At 51.5% G+C, this 22,715-nt stretch carries 13 protein-coding genes and 2 pseudogenes; 5 read left to right on the top strand and 10 right to left on the bottom strand.

All coding sequences use genetic code 11. From position 1 onward, the window contains the following. A pseudogene (locus ACUU1I_RS12285) lies at window positions 1–3,271 on the bottom strand (DUF5107 domain-containing protein); the annotation flags it as partial. Between the two features lie 117 nt (window positions 3,272–3,388). Here ACUU1I_RS12285 and ACUU1I_RS12280 point away from each other — a divergent pair. Continuing rightward, on the top strand, window positions 3,389–4,582 hold the full coding sequence (locus ACUU1I_RS12280; RefSeq protein ID WP_005070400.1) for an ROK family protein: 1,194 nt from the start codon (window positions 3,389–3,391) through the stop codon (window positions 4,580–4,582). Window positions 4,583–4,779: 197 nt separating this feature from the next. On the opposite strand, the gene glyA is transcribed toward ACUU1I_RS12280, so the two are convergent. Then, the gene (gene glyA, locus ACUU1I_RS12275; protein ID WP_000919159.1) at window positions 4,780–6,033 is read right to left on the bottom strand and encodes a serine hydroxymethyltransferase; all 1,254 of its coding nucleotides are present in this window, start codon (window positions 6,031–6,033) and stop codon (window positions 4,780–4,782) included. A gap of 326 nt (window positions 6,034–6,359) precedes the next feature. Here glyA and hmpA point away from each other — a divergent pair, with 326 nt between their 5' ends. Next, entirely contained in the window at window positions 6,360–7,550 is a 1,191-nt protein-coding gene (gene hmpA / locus ACUU1I_RS12270; RefSeq protein WP_000883129.1) for an NO-inducible flavohemoprotein, read from the top strand. 44 nt (window positions 7,551–7,594) lie between these two features. Here the strand turns inward: hmpA and glnB are convergent, their stop codons facing one another. The 5 genes from glnB to purL form a co-directional block, all read right to left on the bottom strand. Beyond that, window positions 7,595–7,933 carry a nitrogen regulatory protein P-II gene (gene glnB, locus ACUU1I_RS12265; RefSeq protein WP_000717694.1) on the bottom strand — a complete coding sequence of 113 codons (339 nt, stop codon included), beginning with the start codon at window positions 7,931–7,933 and terminating at the stop codon, window positions 7,595–7,597. A 60-nt stretch (window positions 7,934–7,993) separates the two neighbouring features. Further along, window positions 7,994–9,328 carry a two-component system response regulator GlrR gene (gene glrR / locus ACUU1I_RS12260; protein WP_005047323.1) on the bottom strand — a complete coding sequence of 445 codons (1,335 nt, stop codon included), beginning with the start codon at window positions 9,326–9,328 and terminating at the stop codon, window positions 7,994–7,996. Beyond that, window positions 9,318–10,031, bottom strand: coding sequence for a two-component system QseEF-associated lipoprotein QseG (gene qseG, locus ACUU1I_RS12255; RefSeq protein WP_001215861.1), 714 nt, complete (start codon window positions 10,029–10,031; stop codon window positions 9,318–9,320). Before qseG ends, glrR begins: the two co-directional genes overlap by 11 nt. 164 nt (window positions 10,032–10,195) lie before the next feature. Continuing rightward, window positions 10,196–11,623 carry a two component system sensor histidine kinase QseE/GlrK gene (qseE, locus tag ACUU1I_RS12250; RefSeq protein ID WP_005047325.1) on the bottom strand — a complete coding sequence of 476 codons (1,428 nt, stop codon included), beginning with the start codon at window positions 11,621–11,623 and terminating at the stop codon, window positions 10,196–10,198. Window positions 11,624–12,180: 557 nt separating this feature from the next. Beyond that, window positions 12,181–16,068 (bottom strand): phosphoribosylformylglycinamidine synthase, encoded by a 3,888-nt coding sequence (gene purL, locus ACUU1I_RS12245; protein ID WP_000970142.1) that lies wholly within the window; start codon window positions 16,066–16,068, stop codon window positions 12,181–12,183. A gap of 257 nt (window positions 16,069–16,325) precedes the next feature. Between purL and mltF the strand changes: the two genes are divergently transcribed. After that, on the top strand, window positions 16,326–17,882 hold the full coding sequence (gene mltF / locus ACUU1I_RS12240; protein WP_000734212.1) for a membrane-bound lytic murein transglycosylase MltF: 1,557 nt from the start codon (window positions 16,326–16,328) through the stop codon (window positions 17,880–17,882). Here mltF and tadA read toward each other — a convergent pair. Together tadA and yfhb are read right to left on the bottom strand one after the other, a co-directional pair. After that, a complete protein-coding gene (gene tadA / locus ACUU1I_RS12235; RefSeq protein ID WP_001297409.1) occupies window positions 17,879–18,382 on the bottom strand; it encodes a tRNA adenosine(34) deaminase TadA in 504 nt (167 codons plus the stop codon). The two genes, mltF and tadA, sit on opposite strands and share 4 nt — an antisense overlap. 57 nt (window positions 18,383–18,439) lie before the next feature. Further along, window positions 18,440–19,075 carry a phosphatidylglycerophosphatase C gene (gene yfhb, locus ACUU1I_RS12230; RefSeq protein ID WP_000190655.1) on the bottom strand — a complete coding sequence of 212 codons (636 nt, stop codon included), beginning with the start codon at window positions 19,073–19,075 and terminating at the stop codon, window positions 18,440–18,442. A 208-nt stretch (window positions 19,076–19,283) separates the two neighbouring features. Between yfhb and ACUU1I_RS12225 the strand changes: the two genes are divergently transcribed. Beyond that, window positions 19,284–20,132, top strand: a complete 849-nt coding sequence (locus ACUU1I_RS12225) for a MurR/RpiR family transcriptional regulator (protein WP_001013778.1) — start codon at window positions 19,284–19,286, stop codon at window positions 20,130–20,132. Window positions 20,133–20,470: 338 nt separating this feature from the next. Here ACUU1I_RS12225 and pinE read toward each other — a convergent pair. Then, window positions 20,471–21,025: pseudogene (gene pinE, locus ACUU1I_RS12220) on the bottom strand (site-specific DNA recombinase). 497 nt (window positions 21,026–21,522) lie between these two features. Between pinE and ipaHb the strand changes: the two are divergent. Beyond that, on the top strand, window positions 21,523–22,715 hold a 1,193-nt coding region (gene ipaHb, locus ACUU1I_RS12215; protein ID WP_449144842.1), incomplete at its 3' end, for a T3SS effector E3 ubiquitin-protein ligase IpaHb.

The raw sequence follows: 22,715 nt of genomic DNA, 5'->3' as shown, positions 1-22,715 counted from the left end.
TGAACGTAGTTAAAAATAAAAGGCATCACAGTGGTGAATAATGCCGCTTTCGGCCAGGCCGGATTAATCGCCGTCAATTCAGCGCGAGCAGACTCATATTGCGCAACCTCCCCGAGTCCCGCGGACGCCAGCATCGCCACCATCAGGCATTTTTCTTTATGCTGCTGTTGTAAATCGCCATACAGCGATAACAGGTCAGGTTGTGAAACAGCAAAGAAATCCGCCTCAATACTGGTTTTCGCCATCTCTTGCGCCCACTGTTTCATTTCACTAAACAGTTGCTGTGCGGTTTGCTGTTCACCCAGCAGTCGCAGCGCCATTCCTTGCCAGAAGAGATAATCAACCGGCTGATCGTTGTAATAACTGTGGATGTTAATGGTGCGATCGCCGGTCGCCGCCAGACGTAAACAACGCATCGCTTCAGTTTCATCGCCCTGCGCGTTGGCGCATATCGCCTGCCAGAACCAGATGTCGTTATCAGTTTGCCCCGGTAAACGGCCTTCGCTTAAATTCTCCGGATAATGCAGCGCGGCATGAAGCAGTTCGCTGGCCTGCTGCGGCTCTCTGGCATCAAGATGCTGCCAGGCGCGTAATAACTGGTTGAGGATAAACTGACTGGTGACCTTCCCTTCCCCGCCTTCCCACGGGTGGAATTTACGCGTGGCGAGAATGTCCGCCGCTTTGTCTGCCTGACCCGTGAGATGCCACAAATTGAGCAGTTCTGCGGTCATGTCGTCGCGTTTCAGCGCAATTTCCAGATTATTTTCCAGACGCGCCAGTCGTTTCTCCGGTGTGGCTCCACTTAACTTATCCAGCAAATCCCGTTCGAAAAGCAGACGTGCATCCTGCGGCGCAAGCTGATAAGCATTATCAAGATAACGCGCGGCCAGCTCATAATCGTGTTTCTTATTCCACGCATGGATCGCTAACCCGCGCCAGCCGTCGGCAAACTCCGGCGACATCTCTACGCAACGTTGCCATAAGGCAATGGCTTTGTTGTAGCTACGTTTGTTGTAGTAGAAGCAGGCCAGTAAATGGCGAGCAAACCAGCACTCTTCAATACTCTCCAGCGCCGCCACTTCTTCCAGCGTATTCGGGAAACGGACAAACTGCGGGAAGACATCAATGGCTTTTGCGACCAGTTCGCCACGTTCGGCTTTCGGCAGCAAGCTGGCTTGCAGGTAAAGCGGCAGCGTGCGCTGGCAGTCCAGTGCGTTCAGCATCTCTGCCGCCAGAGTGGGCATTCCCCAGTTAATCAGTTGCCCGGCGGTCATCAGAGCGTTAACGTCGCGTCCCTGACACAGACCGCGCCACTGCGCGAGGGCTGATTCGCTACGACCATCGAACCAGTTCAGCCACCACAGAGTGGCGTTCAGCGGATAATCACGCAGCAGTTTCTCGCGCTGCAAACGCGCGTTGTCCTGACGACCACTTAACACCAGCAGCAGATTATGCAAGCAAAGCACTTCCTGATTGGTTGGGCAGGCACGAAGACTTTGTTGGCAAAAATCCAGACCCGCGTCGAAGTTATCATTACGCGCCGCCAGTCGTGCCAGACCATAATAGCCGCCTGCTTTACTATTGCCGCTCCAGACCGCACGCCAGAAATCCTCTTCGGCTTGTTGATATTGTCCCTGACGTTCGTAAGCACTGGCGCGAATCAAACTTGCTTGTCCACACTGCGGGTTTTTGTTCAGCGCATGTGCGCGTCCTGACTGGCATACGCCACCGCTTGCGGGAAATCTGCGCGGTTATATTCCAGCATCGCCAGCGCCAGGTTACAGCGATAATCCAGCGGGTCCAGCGCCACGCCGCGCAGGTAGTAATCGAACGGTGAACGGCTGGCGTGATGATATTGCTCCAGATGCTGACCGATAAACCAGGCTTCATCTGTACTGGTAATGTCTTGTGCTGCCAGTGGCGCTTTGGCGACGTCCGGCAACGGCAACTCCTGCGGCTGATGTTCCTGATAACTCAGTACAATATTGCCGTCGGCATCGGAGAGTTCAATGGTCAGTCTGTCAGGATTGATACCGTGCAACACGCCCTGGATGGCGGTCGCTGGTGTCAGGGCCACGGCATCATCGAGCAACGCGTTGCATTTGCCGATTTCGCGGATCGCCAGACGGTATCCGTTCAACGGAGAGATGGCATACAGCCCCCACTCAATCCCCCGCTCACTACGCTGGAGTTTTATCACCGCATCGCGGGAGGCATTTTGCACCATGCACAGAGAATGATAAGGCAGGAAATACTGCTCGAAACGCTTCTCTTCGTAAGCATCAAGCCAGGTAAAATCAGGCTGGTTATCGGCAAAAATACCGGTCATCAGTTCGATATACGGGCCGTTATTGTCGGTCAGACTCTTATCCCACGCCTGGCCAAATTCACTGTGTCCCCAACTCCACTGTTTTTTACCTGGCGCAATATGGTGGTTGGCAACGTGCAGCAAACCGCCATCTTCATCGTGACACCACGCGCCGACAAAATCGTACTGCGATTTTTCGGCCATATATGAGGTTGGAACAGGCACATTTTTATAGCGAGAAATGTCCACTCCGGCGGAGTAGTCCACTTTGTAGTAAGTGCCGGTGGCGATGGGGAAAGCGGAGACGGCCCGTTTGCCGTGATCAAACACCGCAGTCACATCCAGTGGGAAAACGCTCTGATGCCCTTCACCCCCTTTCACTGCCGGGTTGGCCCACCACAAGAAATGACGCGGCGTGGCGTTGCCGTTATAGACGCGGCTGGCGATTTCCAGTGCCGCCCGGTCAGGGCGCAGGGTGAAACCTGTCATCACCTGTAAACCATGCATCGGCTCCGTTTCGCCGACCCACACCGTCTGTGCACCGTCTTCATGGGCTTCGAGGGTGAAATCAACGGGCATAAAGGTGGTCGGGCGATGGTGTTGCGGCCAGTTAAACTCAATCCCGCCGGAGATCCACGGTCCCAGCAGCCCCACCAGCGCAGGTTTAATGACTTCATTGTGATAGACAAAATCGCGCTGTTTCACTTTATCCCATGCGCGATGCACCCGACCGCCCAGTTCCGGCAGGATCATCACTTTGATGTAGTCGTTTTCCAGCCACACCGCCTGCTAGGATTTCAGGGTTTTCTGCTCGCTCAGCGTATCGGTCACGCCGTAGGGATAAACCGCGCCGGACGATCCCTGATAAACGCGATTTTCCAGGAACATGGGATGTATATCCTGCGGCCCGGTTTCATAGGTCGGGATCTCAACGCGCTCTTGCCACACTTTTACTGGAGTCATGGTGCCCTCAATATTAACAAGACATACTGAATTAAAAGATTTGTGGCAGTGTATTGAACAATCTGGCAATGTTTTCGCGGAATAATCACGCAATTAACTAAACAAGGTTTAGTGAAGATGAGAGCCTGCATTAACAATCAACAGATTCGCCACCATAACAAATGCGTGATTCTGGAACTGCTGTACCGGCAAAAGCGCGCCAATAAATCAACGCTGGCCCGGCTGGCGCAAATTTCGATTCCGGCAGTCAGTAATATTTTGCAGGAACTGGAAAGCGAAAAACGGGTGGTGAATATTGACGATGAAAGCCAGACGCGCGGGCATAGTAGCGGTACATGGCTGATTGCGCCGGAAGGTGACTGGACGCTGTGCCTGAACGTGACGCCCACCAGTATTGAGTGTCAGGTTGCTAATGCTTGTTTAAGTCCGAAAGGCGAATTTGAGTATTTACAGATTGATGTACCGACGCCGCAGGCGCTGCTGTCCGAAATCGAAAAATGCTGGCATCGCCACCGTAAATTGTGGCCGGACCGCACCATCAATCTGGCGCTGGCAATCCACGGGCAGGTTGATCCGGTGACCGGCGTATCGCAAACCATGCCGCAAGCGCCGTGGACAACGCCAGTTGAGGTGAAGTATCTGCTGGAAGAGAAGCTGGGCATTCGGGTGCTGGTCGATAATGACTGCGTGATGCTGGCGCAGGCGGAGAAATGGCAAAATAATTCGCAGGAACGGGATTTCTGCGTGATCAACGTTGATTACGGCATTGGCTCGTCGTTCGTGATTAACGAGCAAATTTATCGCGGCAGTTTGTATGGTAGCGGACAGATTGGTCACACCATCGTTAATCCGGATGGCGTCGTCTGCGACTGTGGACGTTACGGCTGCCTGGAAACCGTCGCCTCGTTAAGTGCATTAAAAAAACAGGCGCGGGTATGGCTAAAATCACAACCGGTTAATACTCAGCTTGATCCTGAAAAACTGACAACCGCGCAGTTAATCGCTGCCTGGCAGAGTGGAGAACCGTGGATCACCAGCTGGGTTGATCGCTCTGCCAATGCCATTGGTTTGAGTCTGTATAACTTCCTCAACATCCTCAATATTAATCAGATTTGGTTGTACGGTCGCAGTTGTGCCTTTGGTGAGAACTGGCTTAATACTATTATTCGCCAGACAGGATTTAACCCGTTCGACCGCGACGAAGGACCGAGCGTGAAAGCGACGCAAATTGGCTTCGGGCAATTAAGCCGCGCACAACAGGTGCTGGGAATTGGCTATTTGTATGTTGAGGCGCAGTTACGACAGATTTGATGGCGCGATAACGTAGAAAGGCTTCCCGAAGGAAGCCTTGATGATCATAAACGAAAAATTGCCTGATGCGCTACGCTTATCAGGCCTACACGGAGATTGCAATATATTGAATTTGCAAGATTTTGTAGGCCTGAGAAGGTGTTCATGCCGCATCCAACATGAACAACGAGCACATTGTCAGCAAATCACCGTTTCGCTTATGCGTAAACCGGGTAACGTGCGCAGATGTCGAGAACTTTACCTTTGATGCGCTCGATAACGGCTTCATCATTGATGCTGTCCAGCACGTCACACATCCAGCCAGCCAGTTCTTTCGCTTCAGCTTCTTTAAAGCCGCGACGGGTAATCGCCGGAGTACCTACACGAATACCGGAGGTCACAAACGGGCTCTTCGGATCGTTCGGTACGCTGTTTTTGTTGACGGTGATGTTAGCACGGCCCAGAGCGGCGTCTGCTTCTTTACCGGTCAGGTTTTTATCAACCAGATCAACCAGGAACAGGTGGTTATCAGTGCCGCCGGAAACCACTTTGTAGCCGCGCTCGAGGAACACTTCTACCATCGCTTTAGCGTTTTTCGCGACCTGCTGCTGGTAAGTTTTGAACTCAGGCTCCATCGCTTCTTTCAGAGCAACCGCTTTACCGGCGATTACGTGCATCAACGGACCGCCCTGACCACCAGGGAAAACGGCAGAGTTCAGTTTTTTGTACAGCTCTTCGCTACCACCTTTCGCCAGGATCAGGCCGCCGCGCGGACCCGCCAGGGTTTTGTGAGTGGTGGTAGTAACAACGTGAGCATGAGGAACCGGGTTCGGGTAGACGCCAGCAGCAACCAGGCCCGCAACGTGCGCCATATCAACGAACAGATAAGCACCGATGCTGTCAGCGATTTCACGCATTTTCGCCCAGTCAACCACGCCGGAATATGCAGAGAAACCACCGATAATCATTTTCGGCTTGTGTTCTTTGGCTTGTTTTTCCAGATCGGCGTAATCGATATGACCGGTAGCATCGATACCGTAAGGAACGATGTTGTACAGTTTACCGGAGAAGTTAACCGGAGAACCGTGAGTCAGGTGACCGCCATGCGCCAGGTTCATACCCAGAACGGTATCACCTGGTTCCAGCAGCGCGGTGTAGACCGCAAAGTTAGCCTGGGAGCCGGAGTGCGGCTGGACGTTAGCGTAGTCAGCGCCGAACAGTTCTTTCGCACGATCGATCGCCAGTTGTTCAACGATATCAACATACTCGCAACCACCGTAGTAGCGTTTGCCCGGATAACCTTCAGCATATTTGTTGGTCAGCTGAGAACCCTGCGCCTGCATTACGCGCGGGCTGGTGTAGTTTTCGGAGGCGATCAGTTCGATGTGCTCTTCCTGACGTACTTTTTCCTGCTCCATAGCCTGCCACAGTTCGGCATCATAATCGGCAATGTTCATTTCACGCTTTAACATCCGCATCTCCTGACTCAGCTAACAATAAAATTTTTGGCCTTTATAGGCGGTCCTGTTGGACAACGGCGAACAGTATAACCGAATCATTGTGCGATAACAGGTCTTGACAAAGGAATTTACGCAAACGATTACCTTAAGGCTACGCAAGGCTTTGGAGAATAAAGAGCTTGCAACCGGAAACGGATTTCTTTTCAGGTTTGTGATGCAAATTTTTCACTTCATCACATTCTTTCTGAAAAACACCAAAGAACCATTTACATTGCAGGGCTATTTTTTATAAGATGCATTTGAGATACATCAATTAAGATGCAAAAAAGGAAGACCATATGCTTGACGCTCAAACCATCGCTACAGTAAAAGCCACCATCCCTTTACTGGTGGAAACGGGGCCAAAGTTAACCGCCCATTTCTACGACCGTATGTTTACTCATAACCCAGAACTCAAAGAAATTTTTAACATGAGTAACCAGCGTAATGGCGATCAACGTGAAGCCCTGTTTAACGCTATTGCCGCCTACGCCAGTAATATTGAAAACCTGCCTGCGCTGCTGCCAGCGGTAGAAAAAATCGCGCAGAAGCACACCAGCTTCCAGATCAAACCGGAACAGTACAACATCGTCGGTGAACACCTGTTGGCAACGCTGGACGAAATGTTCAGCCCGGGGCAGGAAGTGCTGGACGCGTGGGGTAAAGCCTATGGTGTACTGGCTAATGTATTTATCAATCGCGAGGCGGAAATCTATAACGAAAACGCCAGCAAAGCCGGTGGTTGGGAAGGTACTCGCGATTTCCGCATTGTGGCTAAAACACCGCGCAGCGCGCTTATCACCAGCTTCGAACTGGAGCCGGTCGACGGTGGCGCAGTGGCAGAATACCGTCCGGGGCAATATCTCGGCGTCTGGCTGAAGCCGGAAGGTTTCCCGCATCAGGAAATTCGTCAGTACTCTTTGACTCGCAAACCGGATGGCAAAGGCTATCGTATCGCGGTGAAACGCGAAGAGGGTGGGCAGGTATCCAACTGGTTGCACAATCACGCCAATGTTGGCGATGTCGTGAAACTGGTCGCTCCAGCAGGTGATTTCTTTATGGCTGTCGCAGATGACACACCAGTGACGTTAATCTCTACCGGTGTTGGTCAAACGCCAATGCTGGCAATGCTCGACACGCTGGCAAAAGCAGGCCACACAGCACAAGTGAACTGGTTCCATGCGGCAGAAAATGGCGAAGTTCACGCCTTTGCTGATGAAGTTAAGGAACTGGGGCAGTCACTGCCGCGCTTTACCGCGCACACCTGGTATCGTCAGCCGAGCGAAGCCGATCGCGCTAAAGGTCAGTTTGATAGCGAAGGTCTGATGGATTTGAGCAAACTGGAAGGTGCGTTCAGCGATCCGACAATGCAGTTCTATCTCTGCGGCCCGGTTGGCTTCATGCAGTTTACCGCGAAACAGTTAGTGGATCTGGGCGTGAAGCAGGAAAACATTCATTACGAATGCTTTGGCCCGCATAAGGTGCTGTAATTTGATGTTGCCGGATGGAAACATCCGGCAACCCTTGACGCGGTTTAAATTGCCGCGTCGTCCTCTTCACCGGTACGGATGCGAATGACCCGAGCCACGTCAAAGACGAAGATTTTACCGTCACCGATTTTGCCGGTTTGCGCCGTGCGAATAATGGTATCGACACAGGTATCGACAATGTCGTCCGGTACGACAATCTCAATTTTCACTTTCGGCAGAAAATCCACCATATACTCCGCGCCGCGGTACAGCTCGGTATGGCCTTTCTGGCGACCAAAGCCTTTCACTTCGGTCACCGTCATGCCGGTAATACCGACTTCGGCCAGTGCTTCGCGGACATCGTCCAGCTTGAAGGGTTTTATAATCGCATCAATCTTTTTCATGCTATTCCTTGAAAAGGTTGTCTGTCTTTTGATCTGCTAAACGTAACACATAACGCCAATTCATTCCTTGAAATCGTTTGCATCCAGCTCGTGTCGGGAAAGCAGTTTATAAAATTCTGTCCGGTTGCGCCCCGCCATTCTCGCCGCGTGGGTGACGTTGCCTTTGGTGATTTGCAGCAGCTTACGCAAATAGTTGAGTTCAAAATGATTACGTGCCTCAACAAAGGTTGGCAGCGCCGTATTTTCACCCTCCAGCGCCTGCTCCACCAGCGCATCACTAATCACCGGAGATGAGGTCAGCGCCACGCACTGTTCAATCACGTTGACCAACTGGCGCACATTACCCGGCCAGCTCGCGGTCATCAGGCGTTTCATCGCATCGGTAGAGAACGCGCGGACAAACGGTTTATGTCGCTCTGCCGCCTGGCGCAACAGGTGATTTGCCAGTAGCGGAATGTCTTCTGTGCGCTCCGCCAGTGCCGGAATTTTCAGGCTGACAACGTTGAGGCGGTAATAGAGATCTTCGCGGAATTCCCCGCGCGCCATCGCTTTTGACAGATCACGGTGAGTGGCAGAAATAATCCGCACATTGATATCAATATCGCGGTTACTGCCCAGCGGGCGCACTTTACGCTCCTGCAACACGCGCAGCAGTTTGACCTGTAACGGCGCAGGCATATCGCCAATTTCATCGAGAAATAGCGTTCCGCCTTCCGCCGCCTGGAATAAACCTTCGCGATTGCTGACAGCGCCAGTAAACGCGCCACGCGCATGACCAAACAGCTCCGACTCCAGCAATTGCTCGGGCAATGCGCCACAGTTAATAGCAATAAATGGTTTGCTGTTGCGCGGGCTGGCGTTGTGGATAGCCTGGGCGAAAATCTCTTTCCCGGTGCCGCTCTGACCGTTAATCAAAACGCTGACGTCTGATTGCGCCACCAGCCGCGCCTGTTCCAGCAAACGCAGCATCAGCGGGCTGCGGGTGACAATTGCCTCGCGCCAGCGTTCATCGGTGGCTGGCGCGGATTGCTCCAGCGCATCGTCAATTGCCTGATATAGCGCATCTTTATCGACAGGCTTGGTGAGGAAACTAAAAACGCCCTGCTGTGTTGCAGCAACGGCATCGGGGATAGAACCATGCGCAGTAAGAATAATTACTGGCATTCCCGGCTGCACTTTCTGGATTTCAGCAAATAGCTGCATACCGTCCATTTCATCCATCCGCAGGTCGCTGATAACTAAATCTACTTTTTCGCGATTCAGTACCCGTAATCCTTCAGCGCCACTTTCCGCCGTGACCACACTGTAGCCTTCGCTGGTCAGGCGCAGGCCAAGCAGTTTCAGCAATCCCGGATCGTCATCGACCAATAATAAATGCGCAGGTTTATGGCTCATCAGGAGTGACCTCATGGGTGGATGGCGCGGGCTTTTCACTCTCGTGCGGCGTATCCGGCGAGAAATTTCCAGCCGGTTTGCGGGTCGAGAGCTGGCGTTCAATATCGGTCAGGTTTTCCAGCTTGCGGGTGGTGAGTTCCAGTTGCTGCTGTAGAACGTGATGTTGCTGGCGCAATGTATCCAGCTCGCTGTCGCTGGACTGCTGGAGTTTACTGTAACGTTGGCGCTCTTCCGCCAGTTGCAGTTGCAGCGCCTGACCGTCGCGCCAGAGTTGATACAGTGGGCGAACCTGTGCCGGGATCTCGGTACTTAACGCTTCAATACGCGCGACCAGCTGGCGGCGCTCATACGGCGTAATTTTGGCGTCGGCGAGCAAAATCCCTTGTTTAAAGGTATTTTGCCAGCTGCCGTCGTCATATTGGCGAGCTTGCTGACGCGACTGCGCAGGCATTAAACGATCAGCACAATCCATCGCCCGCAGCCAGTAAAGCGGATTGGTTTCGGTTGATTTACCTTGCAGCGCCCAGATGTCGCTACATTCAGTAGAAAGATAGTCAGCCAGTTGATAAACCGGAATTTTTTCTTCTGCTGGCGTATCAATGGCTGGCTTATTGTGATTCTGCACGCAACCCAGCAATGCCAGACATGGCAGCCCTGCCAGCCACAGCCGTCGGGGCAATAATCGTTGAAAAATGTGTCGCATATTCACCAGACTTAAAGCCTATCCCAGTGGGCGTAATTGTTGCAGACAGTCTGGACATGGACAGCGCGGAGAAACCGGGGCGTACATATCGTACGTGAAGATTTCGAGCACTACCCGGGGCCGAACTGACAAATAAAATAGCCTGATAGGATAGGCTGTTAGCATTATTTCGTGTTTTTCGACGACGGTAATTCAATGCGGAAACAAACGTCTTGCCCGCTCTCGTCGACCAGATACAGTTCCCCTTGCATACGGCGAATACAATCCCTGGCAATGCTTAATCCCAGACCGCTGCCCTTCACCGCCCCTTTTCGCTGGTGGCTTCCCTGAAAAAAGGGTTCGAAGATCATGGCGCGTTCCTCTTGCGGAATGGGCGTGCCTGTATTGATGACATCAATATAAACCCGCGCACCATGTAAACTGCTGCGAAGGCAAATGTTACCGGATTCAGCCCCGTAGTGCACCGCATTGGAGTAAAGATTATCCAGTACGCTCATCAGCAGCATTGGCTCCGCCAAGCAAGCTGTTGCTTTGAGATCGACGTCGGTATGCATCATTTTAGCCCGTGCGGGCAGGCTATGAGCAGAAACCACTGTCTCCACCAGCGGTGCTAATTCAACATTCTCCAGTTCCACCGCACTGTCCGCCTGTTTACGGTTGTAATCAAGCAGTTGTTCGATCAGTTTTTGCAAATTGCAGCTGCTGCTATCAAGAATGCTCACCACCTCTTTTTGCTCTGGCGTAAGCGGCCCGACAACCTGATCAGCCAGTAATTCAGTGCCCTCGCGCATACTCGCCAGTGGCGTTTTTAATTCATGAGATAAATGTCTTAAAAATTGATGGCGTTGGGATTCCAGCCATGACAGGCGCTCACTTAACCAAAGAATACGTTGCCCAACCGAGCGTAACTCGCTCGGTCCACAGAACGAAACGCTATTGCCCAGAGAACGCCCTTCCCCCAGACGGTTGATCATGCGCTCGATATTTTTCACCGGCCCGATAATCATCCGCGTGAAAAGTAGCACCATCACCAGACTCACCAGAAATAGCACCAGCGATTGCCAACCAAAATATTGCCCACGTTCGGCGATTTCACGCTGAAGTTGCTGCCCACGAGAGAACACCACTGTGCGCGTGGCCTGCACCATTTCGGTATTGGCACTGGCAAAGGCTTCAAGACGCGCGGCGGCGGCAGCATCGGGACCACTGTTGTTACACTGAAGTTGGGCCAGATTGTTCAAATCCTGACGCAATGCCTGGTAAAGTTTATCGTCTGGCAGTACGCCTGCGTGGGCATCGAGCATTTCGCTGTAACGCTTGCGCTGGCTTTGATAAACCTTCGCAAGCGTAGGGTCGTCCAGCACGCAATACTGACGGTAGCTACGCTCCATCTCCAGCGCCGCGTTGGTCATCGCTTCACTACGCCGGGCATCAATAAGCGTAGTGCGGTTAACCAGCGCCGCCTGATCGCTAAGCGCATTCAGGCTTTGCCAGGCTTGCCATGCCAGCACCAACAGGGGTAGTAGAATTAGCAAAAATGCCAGCATTACCAGTTGTCGTAATGAGCGGGGAAAAACGGGCCAGCGTTTCAAGGTGTTACTCTCGTCAGACGCGAATAGCCTGATGCTAACCGAGGGGAAGTTCAGATACAACAAAGCCGGGAATTACCCGGCTTTGTTATGGAATAAGGCGGTGCCTAACTCGACGTTTCGCCCGATGGTTGATATAGCTACGCTGATATCAGAAGTTGGACGGCAGGCACCTTGTTGTGCGTCATTCGAATTTTATGTAGCACGTCCCGAAGGGGCTGACATAAGTCGGTGAATGAGCCACTGCTTACTATTATGCAGTAACTGTGCCAATAAAGAAAATAGTTTGGTAACGTACTGATTATACGTTGCTTTGAGAGATTTATGGCTTCTTCGCTATTTGAATGTAAATCAGCCACTGTGTCGCTAAAAAGAGACAACTTAAGATAAACTTATTAGATTACAATAAAATCAATCATTTAAGTGTCGCCAGAAAGCGACACGGTAAACCACCCATTGTCGTGATTTACAGACACAAAAAAGCTCCCAGAGTTGGGAGCTTATGATAGTGGTTGGTGCTTAATGCCGCATCCGGGCTGCAAAACCAATGAACTGATGACTTACCCCAACTGCTTACGCGCATTGCGGAAAATGCGCATCCATGGGCCATCCTCGCCCCAGTTTTCCGGATGCCAGGAGTTGCTGACAGTACGGAAAACACGTTCCGGGTGCGGCATCATAATGGTGACTCGACCACTTTCAGTCGTAACCGCCGTAATACCGTTCGGTGAACCGTTCGGGTTAGCCGGGTAGGTTTCAGTGACTTTGCCGAAGTTATCGACATAGCGCAGTGCCACCAGCCCTTTGCTTTCCAGTGCCGCCAGATGCGCCGCATCACGCACTTCCACGCGCCCTTCACCATGAGAGACAGCAATCGGCATTTGCGAGCCCACCATCCCCTGCAACAGCAGAGACGGGCTTTGGGTTACTTCAACCAGGCTGAAACGCGCTTCAAAGCGATCGGAGGTGTTACGCACAAAACGTGGCCACAACTCGCTCCCCGGGATCAGTTCACGCAGGTTAGACATCATCTGGCAACCGTTACATACCCCCAGGGCCAGCGTTTGCGGACGATGGAAGAAGGTTGCAAACTCATCGCGTACACGGTCATTGAACAGGATAGACTTCGCCCAACCTTCACCGGCACCCAGCACATCACCGTAGGAGAAACCTCCGCACGCGACCAGGGCGTGAAAATCCTCCAGTCCCGTACGTCCAGTCAGCAGGTCGCTCATATGCACGTCGATAGCATCAAAGCCCCCACGTTGGAAAGCTGCCGCCATTTCAACATGCGAGTTCACGCCCTGCTCACGCAGTACGGCAACTTTCGGACGTGCGCCAGTGGCAATATACGGTGCTGCCACATCTTCGTTGATATCGAACGACAGTTTTACATTCAGGCCCGGATCGGCGTCGTTAGATTTCGCCTGATGCTCCTGATCGGCACACTCCGGGTTGTCACGCAGGCGCTGCATCTGCCAGGTAGTTTCTGCCCACCAGACACGCAACGTAGTGCGGCTTTCGCTGAATACAGTCTGCCCGTTGGCGGTAATCACAAAACGGTCACCGGAAACCGCCTGCCCAACATAATGGACGCAATCCGCAAGCCCATGCTGTGCCAGTACGGACTCGACCGCTTCACGGTCAGCGGCACGAACCTGAATCACCGCACCCAGTTCTTCGTTAAACAACGCCGCCAGGCGATCGTCACCCAGAGAGGCGATATCCGCGTCAATGCCACAATGACCTGCAAAGGCCATTTCCGCCAGCGTTACCAGCAGGCCGCCATCAGAGCGGTCGTGATACGCCAGCAGCTTACGCTGTGCAACCAGCGCCTGAATCGCGTCATAGAAGCCTTTCAGTTGGACAACATCGCGTACATCTGCCGGTTTGTCGCCAAGCTGACGATAAACCTGCGCCAGCGCCGTTGCGCCCAGCGCGTTATTGCCTTTGCCCAAATCAATCAGCAGCAGTGCGTTATCTTCGGTACAAAGCTGCGGCGTGATGGTGTGACGTACATCTTCCACGCGGGCAAATGCAGAAATCACCAGCGACAGCGGCGACGTCATTTCGCGCTCTTCGTTACCTTCCTGCCAGCGGGTTTTCATCGACATAGAGTCTTTACCCACCGGGATCGTCAGGCCCAGCGCCGGACAAAGTTCTTCACCCACGGCTTTAACGGCTTCATACAGGCCCGCATCTTCACCAGGGTGGCCTGCCGCCGCCATCCAGTTGGCGGAAAGTTTAATGCGTTTGATATCGCCAATCTGTGTTGCGGCAATATTGGTTAACGCTTCACCGACCGCCAGACGGGCAGAGGCGGCGAAATCCAGCAGCGCAACCGGCGCACGCTCGCCAATCGCCATCGCTTCACCGTAGTAGCTGTCGAGGCTGGCGGTAGTGACCGCGCAGTTAGCGACCGGCACCTGCCACGGCCCCACCATCTGATCGCGCGCCACCATGCCGGTTACGCTGCGGTCACCGATGGTCACCAGGAAAGTTTTCTCCGCCACGGTCGGCAGATGCAGTACGCGTTTCACCGCGTCTGCAATGGTGATCCCTTCACGGACCAGCGCATCGCCCTTCGCTTTCAGCGTTTGTACATCGCGGGTCATCTTCGGCGTTTTACCAAGCAGGACGTCCAGCGGCAGATCGATCGGCTGATTATCAAAATGACGATCGTGCAGAGAAAGATGCAGTTCTTCGGTCGCTTCACCAATCACCGCGTAGGGTGCGCGCTCACGCTTACACAGTTCGTCAAACAGCGGTAATTGATCGGCAGCAACCGCCAGCACGTAGCGTTCCTGGGATTCGTTACACCAGATTTCCAGCGGGCTCATGCCCGGTTCGTCGCTTAGAATATCGCGCAGTTCAAATTTACCGCCGCGTCCGCCGTCGCTCACCAGCTCCGGCATCGCGTTAGAAAGACCGCCCGCACCGACGTCGTGGATAAACAGAATTGGGTTAGCATCACCAAGCTGCCAGCAACGGTCGATCACTTCCTGGCAACGACGCTCCATCTCCGGGTTGTCGCGCTGTACGGAAGCAAAGTCGAGGTCGGCATCAGACTGACCAGACGCCATGGAAGACGCCGCGCCGCCGCCAAGACCGATGTTCATTGCCGGGCCGCCGAGAACGACCAGCTTCGCACCGACGTTGATCTCGCCTTTTTGTACGTGATCGGCGCGAATGTTGCCGATCCCGCCCGCCAGCATGATCGGTTTGTGATAACCGCGCAGCTCTTCGCCATTGTGGCTGTTCACTTTTTCTTCATAAGTACGGAAGTAGCCGTTCAGTGCCGGACGACCAAATTCGTTGTTAAACGCCGCACCGCCCAGCGGGCCTTCGGTCATGATGTCCAGCGCGGTAACAATGCGCTCAGGCTTACCGAAATCTTCTTCCCACGGCTGTTCGAAGCCAGGAATTCGCAGGTTGGATACGGAGAAACCAACCAAACCAGCTTTCGGCTTCGCGCCGCGCCCGGTGGCACCTTCATCGCGGATTTCACCGCCGGAACCGGTCGCCGCGCCCGGCCACGGAGAAATCGCCGTCGGGTGGTTGTGAGTTTCGACTTTCATCAGGATGTGCGCCGGTTCCTGATGGAAATTGTAGCGGCCCGTTTCGTGGTCAGCAAAGTAGCGGCCCACTTCAGAACCTTCCATTACGGCGGCGTTATCTTTATAAGCAGAGAGAACGTGATCTGGCGTGGTTTCGAAAGTATTTTTGATCATCCTGAACAGCGATTTCGGCTGTTGTTCACCGTCGATAATCCAGTCGGCGTTAAAAATTTTGTGGCGGCAGTGCTCAGAGTTCGCCTGAGCGAACATATACAGCTCGATGTCGTTCGGGTTACGACCAAGCTTTGTGAAAGCATCCTGCAGATAGTCAATTTCATCTTCCGCCAGAGCCAGGCCAAGACGCAGGTTAGCGTCGATCAGCGCCTGACGGCCCTGCCCCAGCAAATCAACGCTTGTGACCGGAGTCGGTTGATGGTGGGCAAACAACTGCTCTGCATCATCTAAATCAAAAAAGACCGTTTCCATCATGCGGTCGTGCAGTTCAGCGGTAACCTGCTGCCATTGTTCATTGGTCAGCGTACCGGCTTCTATATAGTAAGCAACGCCGCGCTCAAGGCGGTTTACCTGTTGTAGCCCGCAGTTATGGGCAATATCGGTCGCTTTCGAAGACCAGGGAGAGATGGTGCCAGGACGCGGGGTCACCAGCAGGAGTTTGCCTTGCGGGGCGTGGCTGGCGAGTGCCGGACCATATTTCAGCAGGCGTTCAAGTTGTGCGTGCTCATCATCGTTTAACGGCGCATTGAGGTCAGCAAAATGGACATACTCGGCGTAAATATTGTGAACCGGGAGCCTGGCAGCCTGAAAACGTGCCAGCAGTTTGTTGATTCGGAATGCCGACAGTGCAGGCGAACCACGCAGAATTTCCATCATAAGTCTCTCGTCTTCTAAGCTTTCGGTGTACCCAAGGGGGGGAAACGGGCGTCATTATAAAGAATCTGATGCGCTGACGAAACCGTTTGCGTGGAAATAAAATCACCATCGTGAATTAGCAACGCGTGCCGCCAATGGCTGTAATAAGTTGCCATCTGGCGCAGGTTTACGCAAAATGCCGCTCATTTATGAGTAAACCTTTCACTATTATTACGTTTTTTCAAGCTGGGACGCGCACGACACAGAGAATTAACTAATTGAAAAAATTAAAGATTAATTATCTGTTCATCGGCATTCTGGCACTGCTGCTCGCGGTCGCTCTCTGGCCATCCATTCCCTGGTTTGGTAAAGCCGACAACCGTATCGCCGCCATTCAAGCGCGGGGAGAGTTGCGTGTGAGCACCATTCATACTCCCCTGACTTATAACGAAATCAACGGGAAACCTTTTGGCCTGGATTACGAACTGGCGAAACAGTTTGCCGATTACCTCGGCGTAAAACTGAAAGTGACCGTGCGGCAGAATATCAGCCAGCTGTTTGACGACCTTGATAATGGTAACGCCGACCTGCTGGCGGCAGGACTGGTCTATAACAGTGAGCGGGTAAAAAATTATCAGCCTGGCCCTACCTATTATTCCGTGTCACAACAACTGGTTTATAAAGTGGGTCAGTATCGCCCACGTACGCTGGGCAACCTGACGGCGGAGCAACTCACCGTTGCACCGGGTCATGTGGTGGTTAACGATCTCCAGACCCTGAAAGAAACAAAATTCCCGGAATTAAGCTGGAAGGTAGACGACAAAAAAGGCTCTGCGGAATTAATGGAAGATGTCATCGAAGGAAAACTCGATTACACCATTGCTGATTCTGTCGCCATCAGCCTGTTTCAGCGCGTTCACCCGGAGCTCGCCGTAGCGCTCGATATCACCGATGAACAACCGGTGACTTGGTTTAGCCCGTTAGATGGCGATAATACCCTTTCCGCCGCCCTGCTCGACTTCTTCAACGAAATGAATGAAGACGGTACGCTGGCACGCATTGAAGAGAAATACCTGGGGCATGGCGATGATTTTGATTACGTCGATACGCGCACATTTTTACGCGCCGTCGATGCGGTACTGCCGCAGTTAAAGCCCCTGTTTGAGAAATACGCCGAAGAAATTGACTGGCGTTTGCTGGCCGCTATTGCTTATCAGGAATCGCACTGGGATGCACAGGCCACTTCACCGACGGGTGTGCGCGGCATGATGATGTTAACCAAAAATACCGCGCAAAGCCTCGGCATTACGGATCGTACCGATGCCGAACAGAGCATCAGCGGTGGCGTGCGTTATTTGCAGGATATGATGAGTAAAGTGCCGGAAAGTGTGCCGGAGAACGAACGGATCTGGTTTGCCCTCGCTGCGTACAATATGGGCTATGCGCATATGCTGGATGCCCGCGCCCTGACGGCAAAAACCAAAGGGAATCCTGACAGTTGGGCTGACGTAAAACAGCGTCTGCCTTTACTTAGCCAGAAACCCTATTACAGCAAGCTGACTTACGGCTACGCTCGTGGGCATGAAGCCTACGCTTATGTCGAAAATATTCGTAAGTATCAGATTAGCCTGGTGGGTTATCTGCAAGAGAAAGAGAAGCAGGCTACAGAAGCGGCGATGCAACTGGCGCAGGATTATCCGGCGGTATCGCCTACGGAGTTGGGCAAAGAGAAATTTCCTTTTCTCTCGTTTCTTTCCCAGTCGTCATCAAACTATTTGACCCATTCTCCCTCTCTGCTGTTTTCCAGGAAAGGGAGTGAAGAGAAACAAAATTAATCCGTCGAGGATTGCGCTTTTTTCTGCGCTTTAATTTCCTGGCGGCGCATGCGAAAGAAGTCACTGAGCAACGCCGCGCACTCATCCGCCAGTATTCCTTCCGTAATTTCCACTCGGTGATTCATACCCGGATGATGCAGCACATCCATTAAAGATCCCGCAGCGCCAGTTTTCGCGTCACGCGCACCAAAGACCACGCGACCAATGCGACTGTGGATCATCGCTCCGGCACACATTACACATGGTTCAAGCGTGACATACAACGTGGCGTCGATCAGACGATAATTTTGCATCACCAGACCACCCTGCCGCAGGGCCATGATTTCTGCATGTGCGGTGGGATCATGGCGACCAATCGGGCGGTTCCAGCCTTCGCCGATTACCCGATTGTTATGCACTAATACCGCGCCGACCGGCACTTCCCGCTCATCCCAGGCACGTTTCGCCAGCGTCAGCGCGTGACGCATCCAGTATTCGTGGCTAAATTCGACTTCAGACAAAAAGAAAACTCCGGTTATAAAAGCGCGGCGCATTATACACGGACGCTATGCTTTACTCTATTCCAGTTGCTGGAGTTCACCGCGCGGGGTTACTCGCCAACGATGCTGACAGAAATAAAGCAGCGGATTGTCCTGATTACTGTCGCTATAGCCACTGTACAGCCGCAGCGGCGTGCCGATTTTGCGCTCCAGTTGTGCGACCTTTTCATGTCCCAGACAACGCATCGTCAATACCCAACCACCATAGCCACGCTGAATTTGGCTGGCGATAAGATTAACCCGCGGCAGCCAGGGCGTATCGAAATAAACCGCTTCAACCAGCGGCTGCGGAGAGCCGGTAATCAACCAGATATCAGCATCGGAACTTAACAGGTAGGTGGTTAATCGCTCCTGAACCAGCGGAAAGGCGGTAACATTGTCGCGAAACCAGCGCACGAAATCGGCCTGCAACGTCTGTAAACGTGCTTCGCTGTGACCAAAAGTGCACCCCCACAGAAGCAGACTCATCGGCCAGCGTGCCGCACGACCTTTTATCAATAACGCAATGGCTATAATCGGTAACAACGGCAGGACAAGTAACGCATTCAGCGGTTGGCGACGCAGTAAATAGCGCAGAAAACTGCCGAACATATCCTGCTGATGCAATGTTCCATCTAAGTCAAAAAACACCACACGACGCTCGTGAGTTGCCAAACCATACTCCTCTGGACTGAAACATCCTGATTAATTTTCGCTACTACATAGCCTAACAGATAGATCATCACTTTTCCGGCAACAATCGACCGCATCATGGCTAACTGGAATTTTTAATTCATGGCAATTAGCGGCAATGGAATATAAAATTCACTCGCGTGTGTCTCATATTGCCTGTTGTCGCCACTATTTCATCGCGAGGAAAGATATGAACGGCTTACTTCGTATCCGTCAGCGTTACCAGGGGCTTGCCCAGAGTGATAAAAAACTGGCGGATTATCTGCTGCTACAACCTGATACGGCGCGCCATTTAAGCTCTCAGCAACTGGCCAACGAAGCCGGAGTCAGTCAGTCCAGCGTCGTGAAGTTCGCGCAAAAACTCGGCTATAAAGGTTTTCCGGCGCTTAAGTTGGCGTTGAGTGAAGCGCTGGCAAGCCAGCCGGAATCGCCCTCCGTGCCCATTCATAACCAAATCCGCGGTGATGATCCGTTACGGCTGGTCGGCGAAAAACTGATTAAAGAAAATACTGCCGCTATGTACGCAACGCTAAACGTTAATAGTGAAGAGAAACTGCATGAATGCGTAACAATGTTGCGCTCTGCGCGGCGGATAATTCTGACCGGTATTGGCGCTTCGGGTCTGGTGGCGCAAAACTTTGCCTGGAAGCTGATGAAGATTGGCTTCAATGCTGCCGCACTGCGCGATATGCATGCGCTACTCGCAACAGTACAGGCGTCGTCCCCTGACGATCTGTTATTAGCCATTTCCTACACCGGTGTACGACGCGAGTTAAACCTGGCGGCAGATGAGATGCTGCGAGTGGGCGGAAAAGTGCTGGCGATTACCGGCTTTACTCCGAATGCCCTGCAACAGCGTGCTTCTCATTGCCTGTATACCATTGCCGAAGAACAAGCGACAAACAGTGCTTCAATCTCTGCTTGTCACGCTCAGGGAATGTTAACGGATTTGCTGTTCATTGCGCTGATTCAGCAGGATCTGGAACTGGCACCAGAACGTATTCGTCATAGTGAAGCGCTGGTGAAAAAACTGGTCTGAGTAAAGAATGCGCGTATAATGCCCGCCCGGTTTGTGTTGTTTTGAGAGTTTCCTTATGGCGCTGTTAATCACTAAAAAATGCATCAATTGTGATATGTGTGAAATCAAATAAAAACACATTTATTTTCATAGTGATACAGCAATGTGTTATTGAATGTGTTGTTGGATTTATGGTGCAAAAAAATTTTGCATAAGTTCAGCAACACAAAGAACACCACTTTCTTTAACGTCCTCCGCGCCCTAAAGGACGGGGCTTTACGGCGCAAAAGGCCTGTGACATACAACATTAACTTTTCAGTCAACCGTAGCACGTCCTTGTATACGCCGTGTCTGCGGTTTTATATAACCCTGGCTGGAAACCTCTTATACAAAGTCGATTCGCCAACATCATAGATGATCGCCACCTTCTGGCGAGAAACTCCTGATGCAATTAGTCGCCCGGCCTGCGCCCATTATTCTGGTGAAAGTTTGGGACGGCGACCGCCAATTCGTCCCTGTGCGCGAGCAGCTTCCAGTCCTGCTTTTGTTCGTTCAACAATCAGTTCACGTTCCATTTCAGCCAGGGCACCCATCACATGGAAGAAAAAGCGTCCCATTGGTGTGCTGGTATCAATTGAATCAGTCAGACTACGAAAGTTGATGCCTCGTTCGCGCAACTCCTCCACCAGCACGACAAGATGCCGCATACTGCGCCCCAGCCGATCCAGCTTCCAGACAACCAGTGTGTCGCCTGCCGATAATGTCCTGAGCAGTTTTTTCAGCCCCGGTCTTTCGGACTTTGTACCACTTATCTTGTCTTCAAAAATCAGCTCGCATCCTGCACAGTTCAACGCATTACGTTGTAGATCGGTATTCTGGTCATTTGTTGATACGCGTACATAGCCAATAAGCATGGTAAATCCCCCTGTTAACAAGACACTGCGTCAAAAGTCGGGGGGGGGGGGGGAGAATTGGGTGATCTCCTTCCATGGGAATACACAGTCATTATAAAATAGAATGTACTGTTTTTTTAAAGAAAAAAACAGTACATTGAGATATGATTTGGATCATTACTAAATCCTTTGCTGAAGTTACTATGTATATAAGCTTATTTTATACATGATTATTAGCAACAAATATTACCAAGTCAAGTAGTCAGGCTGGCTAAAATAGTTGGAGATGTTGTAGTATCTTACTCAAGACTAATGTCTTCTGGTATAAATCCTCTGCATTGTGAATATGTAAAACATCAAAAAAAGATGAACCAAATATACGAAAAAAGCAAATATACTTACCAGGGTAGAAAGCATGATATAACACTCATTCCCTTATGGCGAATATTCTGAAACACCCTCCTCATTAGGAGAGATACATTAAATACAATTTATTCACAATCTAATTCCATATCCATATGCGAGAAATTAATATGCTCAGAAATATTTCATCCTGTTTATTTCCACATATCAGCACAATTACATCCCCCAACCATTATTTGTCCGAATGGGATGATTGGGAGAAACAGGGGTTACCGGAAGAACAGCGTACTGAGGCGGTAAGAAGACTTCGTGCATGTCTTACCTCTAAGGGGCATAAACTGGACCTGCGAGCCTTGGCGCTTTCCTCGTTACCTGTACTCCCTGCTTGCATTAAAAAGCTTGATGTGAGCTGTAATAAATTAACCATCCTTACTGATTTACCTGAAAATATTAAAGAACTTATTGCAAGAGATAATTTCTTAACACATATATCTGCATTACCACATTATCTAATAACTTTGGATGTATCCGAAAATCAATTAGAGAATCTGCCGTTATTACCAGACACCATCAAATCACTAAGCGCAGAGTATAATAGGTTATCCACACTGCCTTCATTACCCTTGAATTTAAAAAAACTTGAGGTTAGGAACAACGAACTGCAAACTCTTCCATCTCTGCCTTCTAATCTTAAGATACTTAAGGTTGCGCACAACCATCTTACTGAACTGCCCCCTTTACCTAGGAGACTGCAACTTCTTTTTGCATATAGCAATAGATTAAGCAACTTACCAAACATCCAAGAAAATATTATCATGAGAAGATTTTTTTATTTTGAAAACAACCAAATAACTACAATCCCGACAAATCTTTTTCGTTTAGATCCTCATATAACTATTGAGATTGCAAATAACCCCTTATCAGATCAAACTCTGCTATTCTTAATACAGCAAACTTCGGTTCCAAATTTTAACGGGCCTCAGTTTCGTATTTCCCTGTCAGACCAAAACAGACTGTTTTTACGCCAGATGTTGCCGCAAAATTTACATTCGCGCCATATCAGAGTCATCACTGAAGGGGGGCAGAACTTTCAGATCCCCCCTCTTCCCGAAACTGTGGCAGCCTGGTTTCCTGAAGCAGATCGTCGGGAGGTTTCTACACAATGGACTTCTTTTTCCACCGAGGAGAATTCCCGGGCATTCTCCGCGTTCCTTGACCGCCTTTCCAATACCGTCTCTGCACGCAATACCTCCGGATTCCGTGAACAGGTCGCTGCATGGCTGGAAAAACTCAGTGCCTCTGCGGAGCTTCGACAGCAGTCTTTCACTGTTGCTGCTGATGCCACTGA

It is taken from the genome of Shigella sp. SIG3 (genome assembly GCF_053555855.1).
This window is presented reverse-complemented; position numbering and strand designations above follow the sequence as displayed.

What these genes read in the sequence shown, in the direction of transcription:
- ACUU1I_RS12280 (WP_005070400.1), top strand. Translation starts at nt 3,389, where the DNA reads ATGAGAGCCTGCATTAACAATCAACAGATTCGCCACCATAACAAATGC.
- glyA (WP_000919159.1), bottom strand. Translation starts at nt 6,033, where the DNA reads ATGTTAAAGCGTGAAATGAACATTGCCGATTATGATGCCGAACTGTGG.
- hmpA (WP_000883129.1), top strand. Translation starts at nt 6,360, where the DNA reads ATGCTTGACGCTCAAACCATCGCTACAGTAAAAGCCACCATCCCTTTA.
- glnB (WP_000717694.1), bottom strand. Translation starts at nt 7,933, where the DNA reads ATGAAAAAGATTGATGCGATTATAAAACCCTTCAAGCTGGACGATGTC.
- glrR (WP_005047323.1), bottom strand. Translation starts at nt 9,328, where the DNA reads ATGAGCCATAAACCTGCGCATTTATTATTGGTCGATGACGATCCGGGA.
- qseG (WP_001215861.1), bottom strand. Translation starts at nt 10,031, where the DNA reads ATGCGACACATTTTTCAACGATTATTGCCCCGACGGCTGTGGCTGGCA.
- purL (WP_000970142.1), bottom strand. Translation starts at nt 16,068, where the DNA reads ATGATGGAAATTCTGCGTGGTTCGCCTGCACTGTCGGCATTCCGAATC.
- ACUU1I_RS12225 (WP_001013778.1), top strand. Translation starts at nt 19,284, where the DNA reads ATGAACGGCTTACTTCGTATCCGTCAGCGTTACCAGGGGCTTGCCCAG.